This window comes from Neorhizobium sp. T7_12, from assembly GCF_002968535.1.
GTDB classification, from domain to species: domain Bacteria; phylum Pseudomonadota; class Alphaproteobacteria; order Rhizobiales; family Rhizobiaceae; genus Neorhizobium; species Neorhizobium tomejilense.
This window is the reverse complement of sequence record NZ_PVBK01000024.1, coordinates 17,412-38,510: the sequence shown is the minus strand read 5'-3', so window position 1 is coordinate 38,510 and position 21,099 is coordinate 17,412. Positions and strand designations below refer to the sequence as shown.

Genomic DNA, 21,099 nt, shown 5'->3' with positions numbered 1-21,099 from the left:
ATTGGAATTTAAGGAGTTCCGGACGTGAAACCCGATATCCTGCTTGTGGAACCGATGATGCAGTTCATCGAGGACCGGCTCGACGCCGCCTATACCGTGCATCGGCTGTATGACCCGGCGCAGAAGGAAACGCTGGAAGCGGCGTTGCCGAACATCCGCGCCGTCGCGACCGGCGGCGGCAGCGGTCTTTCCAACGAATGGATCGAGAAGCTGCCCTCGCTCGGCGTCATCGCCATCAACGGCGTCGGCACCGACAAGGTCGATCTCAAGTTCACCCGCAGCCGCAATATCGACGTCACCACCACGCCCGGCGTCTTGACCGACGATGTCGCCGACATGGGCATCGCGCTGATGCTCGGCGTGCTGCGCCATGTCGCCAAAGGCGACGCATTCGTGCGGGCCGGCAAGTGGGGCAACCAGAGCTTCCCACTCGGCAACAGCCCCAAGGGCAAGCGTGTCGGCATCCTCGGCCTCGGCCAGATCGGTAAGGCCTTCGGCCGCCGCGCCGAAGCCTTCGGCATGGACGTGCGCTTCTGGAACCGCTCGCCGGTCAAGGACACGACCTGGAAGTCCTGTGCCTCGCCGGTGGCCTTGGCGGAAGACAGCGACGTGCTGTGCGTCATCGTCGCGGCGAATGCGCAGACGAAGGATATCGTCAATTCCGAGGTTCTGAAGGCGCTCGGACCGAAAGGTATCTTGATCAATATCGCCCGCGGCAGCGTCGTCGACGAGAATGCGCTGCTCGCCGCCCTCAACGACGGCACGATCGGTGCAGCCGGTCTCGACGTCTATCTCGACGAACCCCGTATCCGCGAGGATTTCTTCACCGCGCCGAACACGGTGCTGATGCCGCACCAGGGCAGCGCCACGGTCGAGACCCGCGTCGCCATGGGCGAGCTGGTGATTGCCAATATCGCCGCGCATTTTGCCGGCGAGAAGCCGCCCACCACCGTCAATTGAGCAATTCCAGGAAAAGTGTGAAGCGGATTTCCGTTCGGAATTGCGCAGCGCAAAAGTGAGCCGGAGAAACGAGATGATCATCCGTCAGGCCTTTTTCGAAGGCAGGATCCATGCCGGCCAGGAAGAGGCGTTCAAGTCCTATGTGGCCGAGAAGCTGATGCCGATGTGGCTCGCTTTTCCGGGCATCAGGGAAGTGCGCGTGCTCTACAATATCGAGCGCGACGAAGGTGCACCGTCCTACCCGATGGTGCTGTCGACCATGTACGAAAGTCGCGAGGCGCTGGCCGCGGCCTTGGAATCGCCGGTGCGCTACGAGAGCCGGGACATGACCAAGGGCCTCATGGACATGTTCGACGGCCATATCCACCACCACGTCTTCGATCTGGCGCTGGCCTGAGTTCGTCAACCGCCGGCGGTCTTTGTGCCTGAGCCGGGCGCGCGATAGGCGGGCGTGTTCGGCTCGAACAGTTCGATCAGGTTTCCGGACGGATCCTGCAATAAAATCTGCTTGCCGCCCGTCCCCTGGATGATCTCGTTGCGGAAGCCGCAGCCGGCCAGTTTCAGGCGCTCGACCATCCCATCCAGATCCTCGACGGTGAGATGAATGCGGTTCCAGCCGCCGGGTGCCTGCTGCTCCCCGGACGGCATGGGCGCACCGCCGCCACCCCGCGGGTTCGGCTGGGACAGATAGAGATGCATGTCGCCGCGTGAAATTTCCGCAAAAGGCGGGGCAGGGTGCATCTCGAGCTTGAAGCCGAGGTGTGCGGTGTAGAAATCGATCGCCGCCTTTACATCGTTGACGATATATCTGAAGCATGCGGACATGGTCTGAGCCCTCCCGGTGTCAGATGGATATCCGAAGACAAGCCTAACACTCCCGCAACAGAGGGCAAGCGTCATCCGTCTTCCTCCGCGAAAGCTGCTGCACGTCAACGCACCGCAACCGCATAAAGCTGTGGGGAAAGCCCGAAACTGCGGGTGAAGATGCGGGTCATGTGGCTCTGGTCGGCAAAGCCGCTGGCCAGCGCCGCCTCCGCAAGTCCCGTCCCGCCGGCGATCAGTTTTCGCGCCAGCTGGATGCGCCGCTGGATCAGGTAGGCATGCGGAGTGAACCCCGTCGCCTTGTCAAAAGCGCGCAGGAGCTGGAATTGGCTGACGCCTGCGGGGCCTGCCAGGTCGGCAAGGCTGACCGTTTTGGCCGGATCGTCATCGATCCGCTCGCGCGCTGCCCGGATCCCTCGCGGCACCGGTTTCGGCTCCGGCACCTCCCGTATCACCTCGGCCAGCAGCGTCAGCAGCAATTCCTGGCGGCGGAGTTCGGCGCCGGCTTGCTCGGCGGTCATCGCCGTGAACAGCTGCCGCATGGTCGTCGCCTGCGGCGGCTGCCGCAGCACCGGATCGGCAAATTCGAAATCGCCGGGTCTGCCCTGGCGGATATCCGCGGCCGCGCCGGCTATCACGTTCGGATCGAAATAGAGCATCTGCCAGAAACGGCCCTCGTCGCCGATCGGCGCGCCGTCATGCACTTCGCCGGGGTTGACGGTGATGACGTCGCCCGGTCCGGCTTCCACCGGACCGCGTCCGCTTGCGGACTTCTGGGCGCCGCTCTCGATCACGCCGATGCCGTACTGGTCATGGGTGTGACGGGCGAAATGGTGGTCGGAGCGGGCCACGACCGCCTGCACGCCGGCCATGCCGCATCGAAACATCCGAAATCCGTTTCGTCCCTTCGCCCGCATCGGCTCCTCGCGTTTGAGCCAGCATAACCCGGCTGGAGAAGATCGCCAACCGGCAGTCCCGGCCGCCCAGCTTATAGGACGGTGCGCACCCGCCAGAGTTCGGGAAACAGTTCGACCTCCAGCATCTTCTTGAGATACGACGTTCCCGACGTGCCGCCGGTGCCACGCTTGAAGCCGATCACCCGTTCCACCGTGGTGACGTGATTGAATCGCCAGCGGCGGAAATAGTCCTCGAAGTCGACCAGCTTTTCGGCGAGTTCGTAAAGCTCCCAATAGGTGCCGGGCGCGCTATAGACCTGTTTCCAGGCCTCCAGCACCTGCTCGTTCTCGATGCGTTTTGTGCGCCAGCCGGTTCTGGCCGCGTCCTCGCCGATATCGAACCCGCGCCGGGAAAGCAGCATCAGCGCCTCGTCGTAGAGGCTCGGGCGGGCGAGGATGCCCTCCAGCATCTCGATGATATCGGGCCGATGCGCATGCGGCCCGAGCATCGCGACGTTGCGGTTGCCGGCAAGGAACTCGATTGCGCGGTATTGATAGGACTGGAAGCCGGAGGACTGGCCGAGCGAGGCGCGGAATTCGGTGTATTCGCTGGGCGTCATGGTGCGCAGCACGTCCCAGGCATTGTTGAGCTGTTCGAAGATGCGGGCGACGCGGGTTAGCATCTTGAAGGCTGGCTGCGGATCGTCATTGCGGATAGCCTCGATCGCCGAGGTGATCTCGTGGATCGCAAGCTTCATCCACAGTTCGGACGTCTGGTGCTGGATGATGAACAGCAGTTCGTCATGCGCCGCCGAAATCGGCGCCTGCGCGTCGAGCACCTTTTCGAGATGCAGGTAGTCGGAATAGGACATCTTCTCGCGAAAAGACATTTCCGCGCCGTCTTCGCCGGGATCGTAAGGTTTCGAGCTCATGATGTCCGATATGTCTTTCGTGGTCTAGAATTCCACTTCCAACTCGACGATTTCGTCCGGTTCCGCAAGCGCCCCTTCGGTCCATTCGAGCATCAGCGGCCAGGCAAGGACCATTTCCGCATAGGCGGCAAGCTTCGGCGAGAGCTCGACCGCGTAGGTACGGAAACGGCTGCAGACCGGCGCATACATGGCATCCGCCACCGTTGGTTTCTTACCGAACAGCCACGGGCCGCCGCTCGCCTGCAGGCACTCGGTCCAGATCGTCTTGACCCGCTCGACATCCGGCCGGGCGCCCGAAAAGATCTTGAACCGCTCATGCCGCGCCTTGAGGTTCATCGGCAGGGCGGAGCGGAGATTGTGGAAGCCCGAATGCATTTCACCCGAGACCGCACGACAGCGGGCGCGATCGGCGATGTCGGCCGGCCAGAGACCGGCGTCAGGGGTGATTTCGTTCAGGTATTCGGCGATCGCCAGCGTATCCCAGACGATGACGTCGTCGTGAGTCACCCGCGGCACCAGCACGGAGGGCGACAGGAGCAGCAGTTCCTGGCGCGCATCATCGTTCATCTCGACCAGCACTTCCTCGAAATCAAGGCCTGCCAGGCGGCAGAGCAGCCATCCACGAAGCGACCACGAGGAATAGTTTTTCGACGAAATCGTCAGTGTCGCTTGTGCCATCGCTCGAAACTCCTGCCGGACAACCGTGCGTCCTGTGACAATCTTCTCGCATCGCGAGACATATTGCACTAGCATTTTTGCACTGCCGCATTTTGGCGGCGCGCGGGGTCATGTTCATGCTCTATCAGGCCTATCAATTTCATGATGACCTCCTCGCCCCGATGCGGGACCTGGCCCGACGCCTGCAGCTGATGTCCTCCACCCTATTCTTCGGCGCCGGCACCGAAATGGGCCGGCATGCCGCAGCAGCATTGGAATTGATGTCCCGCTTCAAGATCTCCCACGAGCGGCCGGAGTTCGAGATCACCTCGGTCACGATCGGCAATCGCGACGTGCCGATCGCCGTGGAAACGGCGCTCGACCTGCCCTTCGGCCGCCTGCTGCATTTCGTCGCCGACGTCGATACGCCCCGCCCGCGGGTGCTGGTGGTCGCGCCGCTGTCGGGCCATTTCGCGACGCTGCTGCGCGGTACCGTCCAGACGCTGCTGAAGGACCATGACGTCTATGTCACCGACTGGGCCAATGCGCGGGACGTTTCCACGGCCGCCGGCCGTTTCGGCATGGACGATTATGTCGACTATATCATCCGTTTCCTTGAGGAGATCGGTCCGCGCGGGCATATCCTCGCCGTCTGCCAGCCCTGCGTCCAGGCGCTGGTCGCCGTCGCGGTGATGTCGGAGGCGAAGAACCCGGCGACCCCGCGCACCATGACGCTGATGGCCGGACCGGTCGATACCCGCGAGAGCCCGACCAAGGTCAACGAACTTGCGGTCTCGAAGCCGCTGGCGTGGTTCAAGAGCGAACTGATAACCGGCGTACCGATGGGGTTTCCGGGCAGTGGACGGCGGGTCTATCCCGGTTTCCTGCAGCTCGTCGCCTTCATGAGCATGAACATGGAGCGCCATGTCGAGGCGCATCGCAAGCTCTACAGGCATCTCGCCAAGGGCGAGACGGCTGAGGCAAACAAGATCAAGCATTTCTACGACGAATATTTCGCCGTGCTCGACATGACCGAGGAATTCTACATCGAGACGATCGACCGGGTGTTCCAGAGGGCGGAGCTGGCGAGCGGCACCTACACCCATCATGGCCGGAAGGTGGATCCGAACCATATCCACGCCACGGCGCTTCTGACCGTCGAGGGCGGACGCGACGATATCTGCGGGCTCGGCCAGACTTCGGCCGCGCACGACCTCTGTCGCTCGCTGCGGCCGCATCTGCGCCGCCACCACCTGCAGGCCAATGTCGGGCATTATGGCGTCTTCAGCGGACGCCGGTGGGAGAAGGAAATCTATCCCGTCGTGCGCAACCTGATCCTCGCAATGGAATGACGCCGAAGGCGTCAAGCCTCATGCCTTGACTTGCATACGATCCTCTATCTGCTGTATGCAATGAATGGGTAGGAGAAAAGAGATGAGCAACAGGGATCCAGTTTTCGGCTGGTGGGACGCTCCACCGTTTATCGGCGAGCTGATCCAGTCCTTGTCCGGCCGCGGCCGGGCCTTGTTCGGCCTGTCATCGCCGCCGGTGCAGAACCGCGATCTCACCGGCCTTGCCGAAATGATCCTGTCGCGTCGCGGCGAAGTCTCCGGCGCCATTCTCGCCGAAGCCTTCCTCGAAGCCTACCGCCAAGCAAGTGCTGCGGACCGCGACGTGTTCATGCGCGCGCTGCTGGATCGTTTCGGCCCCGACCGCACGGCCCTCGATGCCGCGGCCACCGCCTATAGTGCCGAGCCGAGCGCAGAGAATATCGCCCGGCTGCACGAGGCGGCCGAGCCGCGCCGGCAGGAGCTTTTCCGCCGCATCAATTTCGCCAAGCGCGGTACGGCGACGCTGGTCGAGATGCGCGAGCATCTGATGGACATGCTGTCCAAGGAACCGGCGCTGCAGCCGGTCGACCTCGACTTCTGCCATCTCTTCTCCTCATGGTTCAACCGGGGCTTCCTGATGTTGCGATCGATCGACTGGACCACGCCCGCCAATATCCTCGAGGCGCTGATCCGCTATGAAGCCGTGCACGATATCGACGGCTGGGACGATCTGCGCCGGCGACTGGCGCCGGCCGACCGCCGTTGCTTCGGCTTCTTCCACCCGCAATTGGAAGACGAGCCGCTGATCTTCGTCGAGGTGGCGCTGACCGACCACCTGCCGGCTTCGGTCGATGCGCTTCTCGCCCGCGACCGCCAGCCTCTGGAAGTGCAGCAGGCGACGACGGCCGTCTTCTATTCGATCTCCAACTGCCAGCGCGGCCTTGCCGGCATTTCGCTCGGCAACTTCCTCATCAAACAGGTGGTGAACGATCTGAAGCGCGACCTTCCGCGGCTCGAAAATTTCGTGACGCTATCGCCCATCCCGGGCTTCGGGGCCTGGCTGCGCGGCGAAAGCCGCGTAACCGACAGCGAAGAAATCACCCGAGAAAAGCAGCGGCTTGTCGCCAGACTTGAAGGTGATTGGGCATCTGCCGGCGAGCACGAACTCGACCAGATCCAGCGCGCCATGCTGCCGCTCGGGGCGCATTACCTATTGAACGTCCGGCGCGGCAATGGTCGACCGGTGGATCCGGTGGCGCGGTTCCATCTCGGCAACGGCGCGCAGGCCGAGCGGCTCAATTTTCTCGGCGACCGATCGCCGAAGGGCATGCGCCAGTCCTGCGGCCTGATGGTCAACTATCGCTACCGGCTCGGCGAAATCGAAAAGAACCATGAGGCTTATGCCGAAAACGGCCATATCGCAGCCACGCCGGCGCTGCGCAAACTGGCCCAACCGGTTTCCCAGGAGGTGTTTTAATGGCTGGTAATCTCTATGACGCGCTGCTCGGCGGGCTCGACCGGGAGGATCGGCTGCTCCTGACGGACGAAACGGTCGGCGCCATGAGCTACCGCGCCTTCGCCGATCAATGCGCGCGGCTTGCCGGAGCCCTTCTTGCAGCCGGCCTGCAGCCGGGCGACCGGGTTGCCGTCCAGGCGGAAAAGTCGGTTGCGGCACTGGGGCTTTATCTGGCGACGGTCCGCGCAGGCGGCATCTACCTGCCGCTCAACATCGCCTATACACCCGCGGAAATCGAATATTTCCTCACCGACGCCGAGCCCTCGATCTTCGTCTGCGATCCCTCGAAATTCGAGGCGCTGCAGCCGATCGCCAAGGCGGCCGGCGCGAAGATCCTGATGCTCGATCCCACGGGGCAGGGGACTTTGACGGACGCCGCCGCCATCGCCAAACCGATTGCCGAAACCTCGGCGCGGGGAGGGGCGGATATCGCCGCGATCCTCTACACGTCCGGCACGACGGGGCGTTCCAAGGGCGCCATGCTCAGCCACGACAATCTCCTGTCGAACGCCACGTCACTGGTGGACAGCTGGTGTTTCACCGACAAGGACGTGCTGATCCACGCGCTGCCGATCTTCCACACGCACGGGCTTTTCGTCGCCACCAACGTCGTGCTCGCCTCGCGCGCCTCGATGATTTTCCAGGTGAAATTCGACCCGAACAAGATCATGGAGGCGATGCCGAAGGCGACCGTGCTGATGGGGGTGCCGACCTTCTATACGCGCCTGCTGCAGCATTCGGGGCTCAACAGGGACAGCACCGCCCATATGCGCCTCTTCGTTTCCGGATCGGCGCCGCTTCTTTCCGAAACCCACGCGGAATGGCAGGCGCGCACCGGTCACGCCATCCTCGAGCGCTACGGCATGACCGAGACCAACATGAACACCTCGAACCCCTATGACGGCCGGCGTGTCGCCGGCACGGTCGGGTTCCCGCTGCCGGGCGTCGAGGTGCGGATCACTGACCCCGAAACAGGCGCCTCCCTCGGCACGGAAGAGATCGGCATGATCGAGGTGCGCGGCCCGAACGTGTTTTCGGGCTACTGGCGCATGCCGGAAAAGACCGCCGCGGAATTCCGCAAGGACGGCTTCTTCATCACCGGCGATCTCGGCAAGGTGGATACCGACGGTTATCTGCATATCGTCGGGCGCGGCAAGGACCTCATCATCACCGGTGGCTATAATGTATACCCGAAAGAGGTGGAGATGGAGATCGACGCCATGCCGGGCGTCACCGAAAGCGCCGTCTTCGGTGTCGCACATCCGGATTTCGGCGAGGGCATCGTCGCCGCGATCGTCCTGAAATCAGGTGCCCAATTGACCGAGCAGGAGGTCATCAGGGCGCTCGACGGCCGTCTGGCTGGCTATAAACGCCCGAAAAAAGTGGCATTCATGGCCGAACTGCCGCGCAACACGATGGGCAAGGTCCAGAAGAATATACTGCGCGATCGGTTTTCCGGAATTTGCGAGCCTGCAGTGGCTGCAAAGTAGGCGGCGGCGATTTTAGGACTTGACGGCTGATGTATACGCGTGGACTATGAATTGCATACGAGCACGGATCATTTCGGGAGGAAATGGGATGTTGCAACAGGGAAAGCCGCAGAGCGCTCAGCCGCTCGTCACCGTCCACAACCCGATGGGTTATCCGCCGAAGGTCAGTCGCAAGCAGCCGGCCGACCGGCCCGCCAGCCTCGACGGCAAGGTCGTCTATCTCGTCGACAGCCGCTTTGACGATTCCGTCGAGCTTCTGAAGGAGGTGGAGGCCTGGTTTGCGCGCAACATGCCGTCCGTGGACGTACGGATCCGCCAGATGGCGAACACCTATTCCAAGGATGACCCGCAGCTCTGGGAAGAGATCAAGGCGAACGGCCATGCCGCGATTATCGGTGTCGGCCATTGCAGCACCTGCGCACCGGCCGTCACCACCCATGCGATCACGCTGGAAACCAAATACGGCGTACCGACCGCGGCGATCCATACCGAAAAATTCGACAAGGTGGTCCGCTCGGTCGCCAAGATGGGCGGGCTTTCGCAGCAGCCGCTGGTCTTCGTGCCGCAGCCGGTGATGGGAAAGACGCCGGAAGAGCTGCGCGCCTATGTGGAAGGCATCGATCCGATCAGCGGCAAGTCGGTGATGAAGGAAATCATCGAGGCCCTGACCGTCGGCCTTTCGACAAGTGCCGAGGATACACAATTCGAACGCAGCACACCGCGCTTGATTGAGCCGGATACGGAAGACAATCTCCACGTCGCCTTTTTGCGCAACAACTGGACCGACAAACTTCCGATCATCCTGCCGACCGACGCTCGCGTCGCCGACATGCTGGCCGGTACAGGTCGAAAGCCGGACGAGGTCGTCGGCCATATGCAGCCGACCACCAATCGCGGCCTGTGGGAATATACCGTCGAGAAGGTCGCCGTGAACGCCGTCATGGCCGGCGCGTCGCCCGAATATTTCCCGGTCATCCTGGCGCTGGCGGCAGCACAAGTCTCCGCGCGGGGATCGACCTCTTCTTCGGCAGCGGCGATGGCCGTCGTCAACGGACCTGTTCGCAACGAGATCGGCATGAACTGCGGCGTCGGCGCACTCGGCCCCTACAGCCATGCCAATGCCACGATCGGCCGCGCCTTCGGGCTCCTGTCGCAGAACCTGCAGGGCGGCTCGGTCGTCGGCGAAACCTTCATGGGCTCGCTTGGCAACAATTATACCTACAACAACCTCACCTTCGCGGAAAACGAGGAGCGCAGTCCGTGGGAGCCGCTGCATGTGCAGAAAGGTTTCGACGCCAAGGCGAGCACCGTCAGCATCTTCCACGGCTGCCGTTCCACGACCTTCAGCCTCGGCCTGCGCAAGGAATACTGGCGCGAGCACGTGCGCGACATGCTGCTCGGCACCGATGCGATCACCGCGCCGACCCTGGTGCTCGACCCGATCTGCGCCCGGCAGTTCATCGATCGCGGCAGCTTCGTGAACAAGCAGGACCTGCTGGACTTCATCTACGAGACGGCGCAGATGCCGGCCGGCCGTTACTGGGACCTGCAGCTCGTCCAGAATTATATCTATCCGCGCGCCACCTTCGGCGAGGAGCCGATGGCGGGCAAGCTGAAGGCCGGCAAGGACGAACTCATCCACATCTTCCGCCCGCAGGACATCAATGTCGTGGTCGTCGGCGGCGAGTCCAACGGCTACTGGCAGATTTACGGCGCGCATTACCGCACCACCGTTTCCGTCGACGATTGGCGCTGACGATGAGCGCCAACGATTACGACATCGTGGTGATCGGCGCCGGCGTGGCGGGGCTCAATGCCGCCATCGCCGCTGCCCGCCACGGCGCGCGCACGATGATCGTCGACATGCTCGGCGCCGGCGGCCAGGTGATCAATGTCGACCGCATCGACAATTTTCCGGGGCCTGCCGAGGGTATGTCCGGTTTCGAACTCGGCCCGATGCTGCAGATGCAGGCGGACGAGGCAGGCGTCGAATTTGCGCTTGATACGATCGAGACAATTTCGAAGACGGATACCGGTTTCCGCATCGCTGGCGCCGATCTCGATCTGACGGCAGGCGCAGTGGTCATCGCCGCCGGCTCGGCCAAGCGCACGCTCGGCATTCCCGGCGAAGCGGAATTCGAAGGCCGCGGCGTGTCCCATTGCGCTTCCTGCGACGGGCCGCTGATGCGCGGCAAGGACGTGTGCATCATCGGCGGCGGAGATTCGGCGCTGGATGAGGCTTTGGCGCTCGTCCCGCATGCCGCTCGCATCACCATTATCCATCACGGTTCACGTCTCACTGCCTCCGCTGCCCTGCAGGCGAAAGCGCGGGAAGCCTCCAATATCGAAGTCAGGCCGAACACGATCGTCACCGCGATCCGCGGTGACGGCGGCGTCAGCGCCATAACCGTCCGCGATCTGTCGACCGGCACAGAGAGCGATCTCCCCTGTCACGGCGTCTTCGTTTATGTCGGGCTCGAACCCAATACCGCATTCCTCGGCCAATCGGTCACGCTCGCGGCGGATGGCCGGATCGTCGTCGATCTCGACATGCAGACGTCGGTTCCGGGCATTTTCGCAGCCGGCGACATCCGCACGCGTTCGGTTGCGCATTTGGCAGCCTCCGCCGGCGACGGCGTGACGGCCGCGATTTCCGCCGTGCGTTATCTCGCAGAACAGGACGACGAAACCCAACAGGCGGAGCCGCGTTTTGCGGCGGCCGCATCGGCAGGATAGGCCCATGAACGTGCAGCTCAAAGGCAAGCAGGGCAAACCGAGCGTTCGTGATGCGATCGAGCAGGATATCGTCACCGGCTTCTATTCCCCCGGCGACCGGCTCGACGAGGCAGGGCTTGCGACCCGCCATCAGGTGTCGCGCACGCCGGTGCGCGAGGCGCTGATCCAGCTCAGCACCATGGGCCTCGTCAAGATGGTGCCCAATCGCGGCGCCTTCGTCACCCAGCTGACGATCACCGAGCTTGTCGAAATGTTCGAGGTGATGGGTGAACTGGAGGCGATGTGCGCCCGGCTTGCCGCCCGCCGCATCCGCCCGGAACAGCTGAAACTGCTCGAAGCGGCGCAAGCCGCCTGCGCCGCGGCTCAGCAGGCCGGCAATTCCGACGATTATTATTATGCCAATGCGGAATTCCATCGGCTGATCTACGAGGCGAGCGGCAACGGGTTCCTCGCCGAGAACGCCCATGCGCTGCAGCGGCGGCTGAAGCCCTATCGGCGCCTGCAGCTGCGGGTCCCCGGGCGCGTCAACAGTTCGCTGTCCGAGCACGAGGAGGTGCTTGCCGCAATCCGGGACCGAGACGACGCCCGCGCCCGTGATGCGATGCGCAACCACGTCGTCATCCAGGGTGAATATTTCAGCGACTTCCTGGCGCTGATGCGCCCGGTGGAACGCCAGCTGATCCCCGGCGAATGATGAGGAACATCGCCTCCGGGATCGATTGCGGCGGAAGGGAAATGTGAATTTTTAAGCTCGGGAGGGTCGAGCTTATCGCCGGCGATGGGCCGGATCAAAGGGAGGAGAGACGATGAAGCATGCCATGACCTATGTGGCCGGCCTGGTTCCGGCATTCTTGCTGGCGGCCGGTCTTGCCGGTGCGGCTGAAATGACGGCCAGCGAAAAGCAGCTCTACGACGCCGCCAAGAAGGAAGGTTCGGTCACCTGGTACGTCTCGCAGACGACCACCGAGTTCGCGGACGGCATGTGCGGCCTGTTCAAGAAGAAATATGCCGGCGTCGAATGCAACGTCGTACGCGCCTCCGGCCAGGTCATCTTCCAGCGCCTCGTGCAGGAACTGCAGGCCAAGGCCGTCCAGGGCGACCTGATGTCGACCAATGACGATGGCCAGATGGCGCAGTTGAAGGAACAGGGCGCGCTTGCCCAGTTCGCCCCTGAAAACCTCAAGGACATGGTGCCGGAGCTTCGGTCGCTCGCCGACAAGGAAAATTACTGGATCACGTCGGGCGTCTCGCCTCTTGTCATCGCCTACAATACCAAGCTGGTGACCGAGGCGGAAGCCCCGAAGAACTGGACGGATCTTGCCGATCCGAAATGGAAGGGCCAGGTCGCCATCGGCCATCCGAGCTTCTCCGGCAGCGTCGGGCTCTGGACGGTGCTGATGAACGATCTCTACGGCTGGGACTTCTTCAAGAATATCGAGAAGAACAAGCCCCAGATCGGCCGCTCCGTGGCCGATGGTCATAACCTCGTCGCCTCGGGCGAACGCAAGCTGGCGCTGGCGCCGTTGCCGCTGATCCTGTCGGACTCGATTCTCAAAAAGGTACCGATCGGTGTCGTCTATCCGACCGACGGCGCGCTGCTGCCGCCTTCGGCGACCGCCATCTTGAAGGACGCACCGCATCCCAACGCCGCGAGACTGTTCGAGAACTTCCTGCTCGGGCCGGAGATCGCCGAATATTTCGCCAAGGATTACCGTTACCCGCTTCGGGCCGGCGTGCCGCTGGCAGAGGGCATGCGTCCACTCAGCAGTTACAAGACGAAGTCGATCGCGACGGCCGACGGCATCAGGAAGCTGCCCGAGGTCCAGGAAAAGTTCCGCGACACGTTCGGGATCTGAACCGTAACCGGGAGGCCGGCATCTGCTGGCCTCCGCCCATCACGCCCGCTGGCGTGACCTGTTTCCGACGCCTCCAGTGACAAAGCGAGCGCCGATCATGACGAGTGTTTCCCATCCCGCGGCCTCCACCTGGTCGCAAGACCAGCCGGTGAAGGTGCGTGTGCCCTGGCACCAGCGACTGCAGCCGGCCAATCTGCTCTGGCTATTCCTGGCCGGCATTCTGGTCGTGCTGATCGTGGCGCCGATGTGGACGCTCGTCGTCTCCAGCTTCACTGACGCCAAGACCGGCGGCTGGACGCTTCACAACTATGTCGAGGCCTATGGCAAGGAACGCCACATCACGGCGCTCACCAATACGCTGAAGATGGGTGCCGTCGTCGTCGTGCTGAAACTGGCCTTTGGCGTGCCGCTCGCCTGGGCCTGCACCCGAACCGACATGCCGGGCCGCAATTTCGTGCGCTACAGCGTGTTCGGCGCCTTCATCATGCCGCCCTATCTCGCCGGCGTCGGCTGGATCCTGCTCGCTGGCCCGAATACCGGCTGGATCAACCGCGTCTGGCACAGCCTTTCCGGTTCGACCGAACCGCTGGTCAATATCTTCTCCTTCGGCGGACTGGTGCTGGTCACCGCGATCGGCGGCTTTTTCCTTGTCTTCGTGCTGGTGAGCTCCGCCTTCGAGATGATCAATTCGGAGATGGAGGATGCCGCCAACATCCTCGGCGCCGGTCCGTTCAAGACGGCGATGAAGGTGACGTTCCCGCTGGTCATGCCGGCGATCATCGGCGCAGCCCTTCTCTCCTTCCTCGGCGCGATCGCGCTCTACGGCGTGCCGGCCTTGATCTCGATCCCGGCGCGATATCCGGTCGTGGTGATCCAGCTCACGGAATTCTTCTCGTTCCCGCTGCGGATCCAGGTGGCGGCCGCCTATTCGATCCCGCTGCTGCTGATCACCGCCGCGATGCTTGGGCTGCAGAAGCTGATCCTGCGCCGCAAGGGTTACGTGTCGGTCAGCGGCAAGGGCGGCGAGCGCCGTATCGTCAAGCTCGGCAGGTGGCGCTGGGTGCTGTTTGCCTATTGCTTCTGCGTGGTGGCGCTCTCGGTGCTGATGCCGCTGTTCGTGCTGCTTCTCGCCGCCTTTTCCGATTCATGGACCACGGGCTTCTCGTTCAGCAACCTGACGCTTTCCAACTTCCACTATGTGCTCTTCGAGCATTCCAGCTCACAGAAGGCGCTGGTCGGCAGCATCGGCCTCGGCATCGTGGCGGCGACGGTGGCGATCACGCTGGCGCTGTTCATCGCCTATATCGTCCAGCGCAGGCTGATCCCGTTCTCGGGCCTGCTCGCCTTCCTGGCGGTCTCGCCCTATGTCGTGCCCGGCATCGTGCTCGCCATCGGCTTTTATGCGGCCTACGCCCTGCCGCCGATCGCGCTTTATGGCACCTACACGATCATGGCGCTTGCCTTCATCACCCGTTTCCTGCCGATCGCCTTCACCACCAGCTCGGCCGGCGTGCGCAGCATTCATCCGGAAATGGAGGAAGCGGTGCGCATTCTCGGCGGCGGGCGGGTGACGGCGCTGCGGCATGTGGTCGGACCGCTCTTGAAGCGCACGCTCGCCGGCGGATGGCTGCTGATCTTCGTGCCGGCCGCACAGGAACTCTCGACCGCCATCTTCCTGGTCGGTCCCACCACGCGCGTCGTTTCCGTCGTGCTGCTTGATCTCAGCGAGGAAGGCGAGCTCGAAAAGCTCGCGGCGCTGGGCTCTTTGTTGTTGATCATCATTGTCGCAGTCGTCGCCCTCGGGATGAAATATCTCGGTCGCGACTTCATGTTGAGGAGAAGCTAATGGACGGACTTGTCCTCAGGAAACTCGGTCGCCGTTTCGGTGCGGTCGATGCGGTTCTCGATTTCGACCTGCATATCAAGCCCGGCGAATTCGTCTCGCTGCTCGGCCCTTCCGGCTGTGGCAAGACGACAACGCTTCGGATGATTGCCGGCTTCATCGACCCGACCTCCGGTTCGATCGAGCTCGACGGCAAGATCCTCTCTGCGCCTTCCGGCTCCGTGCCACCGGAAAAGCGCGGCATGTCGATGATCTTCCAGTCCTATGCGATCTGGCCGAACATGACCGTCTCGCAGAACGTCGCCTTCGGCCTCAACCTGCGGAAATTGCCCTCCGACGAGGTCAGGAAACGCGTCGGCGCCGTGCTGGAAACCGTGCGGATGAGCCATCTCGCCGACCGCTATCCGGCCGAGCTCTCGGGCGGCCAGCAGCAGCGCGTGGCGCTCGCCCGCGCCGTCGTCATCCGCCCGGCGGTTCTGCTGCTCGACGAGCCGCTCTCCAATCTCGACGCAAACCTGCGCGAAGAGATGCGTTTCGAGATCAAGCGCATGCATGACGAGTTCAAGATCACCTCGGTCTACGTCACCCACGACCAGGGCGAGGCGATGGTGACCTCCGACCGCATCGCGGTGATGAACAACGGCCGCCTCGAACAGATCGACACCCCATACGCGCTCTACAGCCGGCCGAAGACACGGTTCGTGGCGAGCTTCATCGGCCGCACCAATTTCCTCTCGGGCAATTGCGGCAACCAGATGATCGACTTTGCCGGCTTCAGCGTGCCGCTTGCCCTGATCGGTGAGGAAGTGAAAGGCTCCGGACCGGTCACCGTCTCGATTCGGCCGCAAGCGTTGAAGCTTTCGGCGACGGAGGCTCCCAAGGACAAGGCCATCAACCTCGAGGGCTTGGTTCGGCAGTCCGCGTTCCTCGGCGAGACCTGGGACTACGTCTTCCAGCCGAAGGACAGCGGGCTGCAGTTCCGCGTCGCGGCGCCGCCGGCCGATGTCTTCCATGTCGGCGCTCCGGCCTGGCTGCAGATCGACCCGGCCCAGATCGTCCCGATCGTGGATTGAGGCCTGCCTCGCCCGCTATTTCACCTTGAAACCCATCCGTCGCACCACATCGAGCAGCACGTGCCGGCCTTTCAGGGCCGGTGCGTCGGCAATGTCGCCCGTCCGTTCGGTGAGTGAACGGATGAAGGACTGGTCGATCTTGACGATATCGACCGGGAAACGGCTCATATAGCTCAGCGACGAATAACCGGTGCCGAGATCGTCGAGCGCGATGCGGCAGCCGAAGCGACGGATCTGGAGAATGCGATGAGTGATATCGACCGCCGCCATGCGGAGCGCCTGATGGTGCAAGCCGGCCTCGACGCCCTGATAATCTTCCAGCCCGAAGCCTTTCGGTATGCGGTGGGTGCGCCGGCCGGTGTCGCGACCATGTGGGGCAGGGCGGGTGCCGCAATCGCGCTCGTGCCGGCCGATGCCGCGACCGGTCTGGCCGCGATCGCCAGCGACCACGCCGCCGGCTCGATCCGCAAGGCTGCGGCAGACGTAGACCTGCGCACCCATCGCGTCTGGATCGACATGCTCGATCTGACGGGAGCCGAGAGCGTCGAGCAGATCAACGGGGCCTATCGCCGGTCCGGTTCTTTCGGGCCTCGGCCGGAAACGTTCGATCGGTCCGCATGTTTCGGCCTGCTCGGCGATCTGCTGAACGAGCGTGGCCTTGATCGCGCCCGGATCGGCGCCGACCTGGAATTCATGCCGGCCACCGATTTCGAGGCCCTGAAACTGGCTTTGCCGACGGTGACCTTGACCGATGGCTCGCACGTGCTGCGCCGCCTGCGGGCCGTCAAGACGCCGCACGAGATCGAACGGCTGCGTCGTGCCGCGAAGGCTGCGGAGGCCGGGCTCGTCCGCATGGCGGCGGCGGTGAAACCCGGCGCACGGCTCACCGACCTCTCCGGCGCCTGGAAGGCGGGCGCCCAGGCAGCTGCGGCGGAAGGCGGTTTCGGGCTGAGCGGCCACTGGGATTTCATCTCGGTCGGCGCCGATCTTTCGGACGTGTCGGCGGTCGTGACGCCGGGCGCGCTGATCAAGGCCGATGTCGGGACGCTGGTCGACGGCTACTCTTCGGACGGCGCACGCACCTTCACCCATGGCCGTGCATCGCCACTGTCGCGCGAAATCTTCAAGGCGCTGGAAACCGCTTTCGACGCCGGGCTCGGTGAACTTCGTCCCGGCAATACGTTCGGCGCGGTGCACGCGGCCATGCTCGCCTCGATGCGCAAGGACGGCTTTGCAGAATATGATCGTGGCCATTTCGGCCATTCGGTCGGCGGCAGCGTCGGCATCGAGGAATGGCCGTTCTTCTCCGCCGGCAATCCGGAAATCATCCAACCGAACATGGTGGTGGCGCTGGAGACGCCGTTCTACGGGCAGGGCATCGGCGCGCTGATGATCGAGGATCAGTTCCTGATCACCGAAACGGGGGCCGAATGCATGAACAGGCTGCCGCGGACATTGCGTGATCTTTCGGCAGAATAGGGCAGACGAGCAAACCGACGTTGAACCTTTGGCGCCGGTCCTGTATCGGTGTCACACCTTCGGCGATCTCGCCGGCAAGGGCACCAGACAGGCGGAATTTCGATCCTCGATGCTTACGAAGAAGGGAAAATACGGGCTCAAGGCGCTTGTCCACCTCGCGCAGCTTGAACCCGGCAAGACCGCCTTCGTCAGCGACATCGCCCAACAGAACAATATTTCCAAGAAATTCCTCGATGCGATCCTGCTGGAACTGCGCAAGGGCGGCATGCTGCGCTCCAAAAAAGGACCGGGCGGTGGTTATGCACTGTCCAAGCCCGCGTCGCAGATCTATGTCGGCCAGGCCGTCCGCATCCTCGATGGTCCGCTTGCGCCGATCCGCTGCGCCAGCAAGACGGCGTTCGAGCCTTGCGACGATTGCGACCATCCGGAAGATTGCCAGGTCCGCCATTCGATGACGGAAGTGCGCGACGCGATCGCCTCGGTACTCGACAACATGACGCTGGAGCAGATGGTCGCCAAGCGCTCGAGCGGCCTTATCGACGACGCTCAGGCCGGCAGCAAATAGATCCACGTGCCACTGTCGCAAGCCGCTGCACACCCGGCCACAGGGTTTAGAACTGTCCATTCGGCCGCGGCACATTGCCGTTCAGGTGAAAGTCGCCGATTGCGTGATGTTTCCAGCGCACCGGATCATGCACCGTGTGGGTGCGGGTATTGCGCCAGTGCCGGTCGAGGTTCAGGTCTTCCTTGGTCGCGGACGTTCCGGCAAGTTCGAACAGGCCGTTGGTGGCGTCGAGTGCTGCCTCCGTGGTCAGGATCTTTGCGGCGGCGACGGAAAGCGAGGCCTCGATCGCCGTCTCGGATGACGGGTTGATCTGCGCGACATCGACCTTGCGACCGGCTCGCTCGAGAACCGCGCTTGCCGCCTCCAGCTTGACGGCGATCGAGCCGGTCCGCGCAATGGTCAGCGGATCGGCGCTGGCGGTCTCGACGCCGACATTGCGGATACCCCGGGATTTGTTCCGCACGAAGCCGACCATGTCGGCAAAAGCGGCGCGCGCAATCCCCAGGTCGACGGCGGCATGCAGCAGCTGGCCAAGCGAGCCGAGTGGCGCATGTCGTTCGAAACTCCGGTAATAGCTGACGACCGAATCCGGCGAGACGTAGACGTTGTCGATCACGACGGTACCGCTGGCCGTGGTGCGCTGGCCGAACCCGTCCCAATCGTCGACGATCGTCAGTCCTTCGGCATCGCGCGGCACGATCGCCATGACTGCTTTTCCTTCGGGATCGAGACCGAAGACCGCCACCCAATCGGCAAACAGCGCGCCGGTCGAATAATATTTGCGGCCGGTGATGCGATAGCCGAGCCCATCCGCCACCAGCCGGGTCTCGATGTCGCCGGCCGCCTTCGTTCCGGACTCGGCAAGGGCATTGCCGAAATGTTCGCCGGCCAGCGCCCGCGCGAAGAAATATTTCTTCTGCTCCTCGCTGCCGGAAAGGCGCAGGGCTTCGAGAATAGAAAAATGGTTCTGGGGGATCTGACCCACCGATGCATCGGCCTCGGACAGAATGACGATCACCTCCGCCAGGAAGGCGTTGGAAATGTCGGCGCCGCCATATTCGGCGGGCACGGTGATCCCCAGCAATCCCGACCGGGCGACCAGTTCCATCTCGTCATGCGGCAGTAGCCGCTCCCGGTCGCGCAGACTGGAACCATCGGCGATGCGCGCCGAAAGCCCCGTCGCAACCTCGATCGCCTGGTCCTCTGTCGCCAGATATGGAGCCACTGCCCTGATCTTTCCTGCCAAATGGAAAACCCTGCTCATTGTGCGCCTCCTCCCGGATCAAGCCTGTCATTGAGCCACGTCACGGAGGCCGGGAGAAGGAATAAAGCTTCAATTGCACAGGTCGAACGACGTGAATTTTCTCTTTTTGGCGGCCGCACCGGGAGATTTGCGGATTGTCACGCCAAGTTGAGCGGAAGGAGAGAGAATTTCTCCGGGGCGACGGGATCGACGCAACAACTTTCCTTAGCGCGCCGAACAGGAATGCCTAGTTTAGGAAACGAGCCCGTTTTTTCCTCTCAGCAGAGCGTCTCCGATGGCAAGATCACTACACCTTACCGCCTTCATGCGTCCCGTCAGCCTGCATACCGGTGCCTGGCGTTATCCCGGCGCCTATCCGGATGCCAATTTCAATTTCGGGCATATCAAATCCTTCATCCAGAAGCTGGAGGCCGCCAAGTTCGACGCGTTCTTCATGGCCGATCACCTGGCGGTGCTGAACATGCCGGTCGAAGCGCTGAAGCGCAGCCACACGGTGACGTCGTTCGAGCCGTTCACGCTGCTGTCGGCGCTTGCCGCGGTCACCGAGAAGATCGGCCTTGCGGCGACCGCCTCGACAACCTTCGACGAGCCCTATCATGTGGCCCGCCGGTTCGCCTCGCTCGACCATATCAGCAACGGCCGCGCCGCATGGAACATCGTCACCACGTCCAATCCGGATTCCGCCCGCAATTTCGGTCTCGACGAGCATGTGGAGCACGGCGAGCGCTACAAGCGGGCCCGCGAGTTCTATGACGTCGTCACCGGGCTGTGGGACAGTTTTGCGGACGACGCCTTCATCCGCGACCAGCAGAGCGGCATTTTCTTCGATCCGGAAAAGATGCACGTGCTCGATCACAAGGGTGACGAACTCAGCGTACGGGGGCCGCTCAACATTGCCCGCCCGGTACAGGGCTGGCCGGTGATCGTGCAGGCGGGGCAGTCGGAGCCGGGGCGCCAGCTTGCGGCCGAGACCGCCGAACTGGTCTTCTGTTCGCCGCGCGATCTCGCAGCCTCAAGGGCGCTCTATGCCGACATCAAGGGCCGCATGATCGCTGCCGGACGCAATCCCGACCACCTGAAGATCCTGCCGGCCGCTTTCATCGTCGTTGGCGACACAGTGGAAGAGGCGAAGGCGAAGCGGGCGGCGCTCGACAGCCTGGTGCATTACGACAGCGCCATCGCCTCGCTGTCGATCGCGCTCGGCCACGATGCGTCCGGCTTCGATCCGGACGGTCCGCTGCCGGACATTCCGGAAACCAATGCCAGCAAGTCCGGCCGCGCCCAGGTCCTCAAACTCGCCGAGCAGGAAAAACTGACGGTGCGCCAGCTTGCGCAGCGTTACGGCGGTTATTCGGGCCTCGCCTTCGTCGGCACGCCGGAAACCATCGCCGACGAGATGCAGGCCTGGCTTTCGGAAGAGGCGAGCGACGGATTTACTGTCGTTTTCCCCTACCTGCCGCAGGGTCTGGACGACGTGACGCAGCGGCTTATTCCGGAACTCCAGCGCCGCAGGATCTTCCGCACCGACTATGAAGGAGCGACGCTGCGCGAGCATCTCGGCCTGCCGCGGCCGGCCAACCGCTTTTTTACCTGAGGGACCGCAACCGCAAGCGGGCCGGGATCTCTATTTCGCCCATTGCCACATTTTGGACATAACAATTTCAAATGTGTCAACGAAT

At 63.1% G+C, this 21,099-nt stretch carries 19 protein-coding genes and 1 pseudogene; 14 read left to right on the top strand and 6 right to left on the bottom strand.

All coding sequences use genetic code 11. The features are described from left to right. Window positions 1-54 precede the first annotated feature (54 nt). Both C5J26_RS29140 and C5J26_RS29135 read left to right on the top strand, forming a co-directional pair. Window positions 55-960: a 2-hydroxyacid dehydrogenase gene (locus C5J26_RS29140; RefSeq protein WP_105404967.1), complete on the top strand. Its 906-nt coding sequence runs from the start codon at window positions 55-57 to the stop codon at window positions 958-960. 73 nt (window positions 961-1,033) lie between these two features. Then, window positions 1,034-1,357 carry a hypothetical protein gene (locus C5J26_RS29135; RefSeq protein WP_105404941.1) on the top strand — a complete coding sequence of 108 codons (324 nt, stop codon included), beginning with the start codon at window positions 1,034-1,036 and terminating at the stop codon, window positions 1,355-1,357. A 5-nt stretch (window positions 1,358-1,362) separates the two neighbouring features. On the opposite strand, the gene C5J26_RS29130 is transcribed toward C5J26_RS29135, so the two are convergent. The 4 genes from C5J26_RS29130 to C5J26_RS29115 form a co-directional block, all read right to left on the bottom strand. Further along, window positions 1,363-1,785 carry a VOC family protein gene (locus C5J26_RS29130; RefSeq protein ID WP_105404940.1) on the bottom strand — a complete coding sequence of 141 codons (423 nt, stop codon included), beginning with the start codon at window positions 1,783-1,785 and terminating at the stop codon, window positions 1,363-1,365. A gap of 104 nt (window positions 1,786-1,889) precedes the next feature. Next, the gene (locus C5J26_RS29125; RefSeq protein WP_105404939.1) at window positions 1,890-2,699 is read right to left on the bottom strand and encodes an AraC family transcriptional regulator; all 810 of its coding nucleotides are present in this window, start codon (window positions 2,697-2,699) and stop codon (window positions 1,890-1,892) included. A 71-nt stretch (window positions 2,700-2,770) separates the two neighbouring features. Further along, window positions 2,771-3,610 (bottom strand): tryptophan 2,3-dioxygenase, encoded by an 840-nt coding sequence (gene kynA, locus C5J26_RS29120; protein ID WP_105404938.1) that lies wholly within the window; start codon window positions 3,608-3,610, stop codon window positions 2,771-2,773. 24 nt (window positions 3,611-3,634) lie between these two features. Next, entirely contained in the window at window positions 3,635-4,288 is a 654-nt protein-coding gene (locus C5J26_RS29115; RefSeq protein WP_105404937.1) for a glutathione S-transferase, read from the bottom strand. A 116-nt stretch (window positions 4,289-4,404) separates the two neighbouring features. Between C5J26_RS29115 and C5J26_RS29110 the strand changes: the two genes are divergently transcribed. From C5J26_RS29110 to C5J26_RS29070, 9 genes are all read left to right on the top strand, one after another. Then, window positions 4,405-5,619 (top strand): polyhydroxyalkanoate depolymerase, encoded by a 1,215-nt coding sequence (locus C5J26_RS29110; protein ID WP_105404966.1) that lies wholly within the window; start codon window positions 4,405-4,407, stop codon window positions 5,617-5,619. 82 nt (window positions 5,620-5,701) lie between these two features. Then, window positions 5,702-7,075, top strand: a complete 1,374-nt coding sequence (locus tag C5J26_RS29105) for a malonyl-CoA decarboxylase (protein ID WP_105404936.1) — start codon at window positions 5,702-5,704, stop codon at window positions 7,073-7,075. Next, window positions 7,075-8,604, top strand: coding sequence for a malonyl-CoA synthase (locus C5J26_RS29100; protein WP_105404935.1), 1,530 nt, complete (start codon window positions 7,075-7,077; stop codon window positions 8,602-8,604). Before C5J26_RS29105 ends, C5J26_RS29100 begins: the two co-directional genes overlap by 1 nt. Before the next feature lie 88 nt (window positions 8,605-8,692). Next, window positions 8,693-10,360: a hypothetical protein gene (locus C5J26_RS29095; protein ID WP_105404934.1), complete on the top strand. Its 1,668-nt coding sequence runs from the start codon at window positions 8,693-8,695 to the stop codon at window positions 10,358-10,360. Window positions 10,361-10,362: 2 nt separating this feature from the next. After that, window positions 10,363-11,340 (top strand): NAD(P)/FAD-dependent oxidoreductase, encoded by a 978-nt coding sequence (locus C5J26_RS29090; RefSeq protein ID WP_105404933.1) that lies wholly within the window; start codon window positions 10,363-10,365, stop codon window positions 11,338-11,340. 4 nt (window positions 11,341-11,344) lie between these two features. Continuing rightward, window positions 11,345-12,034 carry a GntR family transcriptional regulator gene (locus C5J26_RS29085; RefSeq protein WP_105404932.1) on the top strand — a complete coding sequence of 230 codons (690 nt, stop codon included), beginning with the start codon at window positions 11,345-11,347 and terminating at the stop codon, window positions 12,032-12,034. Window positions 12,035-12,146: 112 nt separating this feature from the next. Continuing rightward, window positions 12,147-13,196, top strand: coding sequence for an ABC transporter substrate-binding protein (locus tag C5J26_RS29080; RefSeq protein ID WP_105404931.1), 1,050 nt, complete (start codon window positions 12,147-12,149; stop codon window positions 13,194-13,196). 97 nt (window positions 13,197-13,293) lie between these two features. After that, window positions 13,294-15,042 carry an iron ABC transporter permease gene (locus tag C5J26_RS29075; protein WP_105404930.1) on the top strand — a complete coding sequence of 583 codons (1,749 nt, stop codon included), beginning with the start codon at window positions 13,294-13,296 and terminating at the stop codon, window positions 15,040-15,042. After that, window positions 15,042-16,112 (top strand): ABC transporter ATP-binding protein, encoded by a 1,071-nt coding sequence (locus C5J26_RS29070; RefSeq protein WP_105404929.1) that lies wholly within the window; start codon window positions 15,042-15,044, stop codon window positions 16,110-16,112. The genes C5J26_RS29075 and C5J26_RS29070 overlap by 1 nt, the downstream gene beginning before the upstream one ends. Window positions 16,113-16,202: 90 nt before the next feature. Here the strand turns inward: C5J26_RS29070 and C5J26_RS33440 are convergent. Next, window positions 16,203-16,355: pseudogene (locus C5J26_RS33440) on the bottom strand (EAL domain-containing protein); the annotation flags it as partial. Between the two features lie 3 nt (window positions 16,356-16,358). On the opposite strand from C5J26_RS33440, the gene C5J26_RS33435 reads away from it, so the two are divergent. Continuing rightward, window positions 16,359-17,591, top strand: coding sequence for a Xaa-Pro peptidase family protein (locus C5J26_RS33435; RefSeq protein WP_245441316.1), 1,233 nt, complete (start codon window positions 16,359-16,361; stop codon window positions 17,589-17,591). Between the two features lie 109 nt (window positions 17,592-17,700). Next, a complete protein-coding gene (locus tag C5J26_RS29060) occupies window positions 17,701-18,156 on the top strand; it encodes an Rrf2 family transcriptional regulator (protein ID WP_105404964.1) in 456 nt (151 codons plus the stop codon). Between the two features lie 46 nt (window positions 18,157-18,202). Here C5J26_RS29060 and C5J26_RS29055 read toward each other — a convergent pair whose 3' ends face one another. Beyond that, entirely contained in the window at window positions 18,203-19,420 is a 1,218-nt protein-coding gene (locus tag C5J26_RS29055) for an SfnB family sulfur acquisition oxidoreductase (protein WP_105404928.1), read from the bottom strand. A gap of 274 nt (window positions 19,421-19,694) precedes the next feature. Here C5J26_RS29055 and C5J26_RS29050 point away from each other — a divergent pair, with 274 nt between their 5' ends. Beyond that, window positions 19,695-21,014, top strand: coding sequence for an LLM class flavin-dependent oxidoreductase (locus tag C5J26_RS29050; protein ID WP_105404927.1), 1,320 nt, complete (start codon window positions 19,695-19,697; stop codon window positions 21,012-21,014). The last annotated feature ends 85 nt before the right edge of the window (window positions 21,015-21,099 follow it).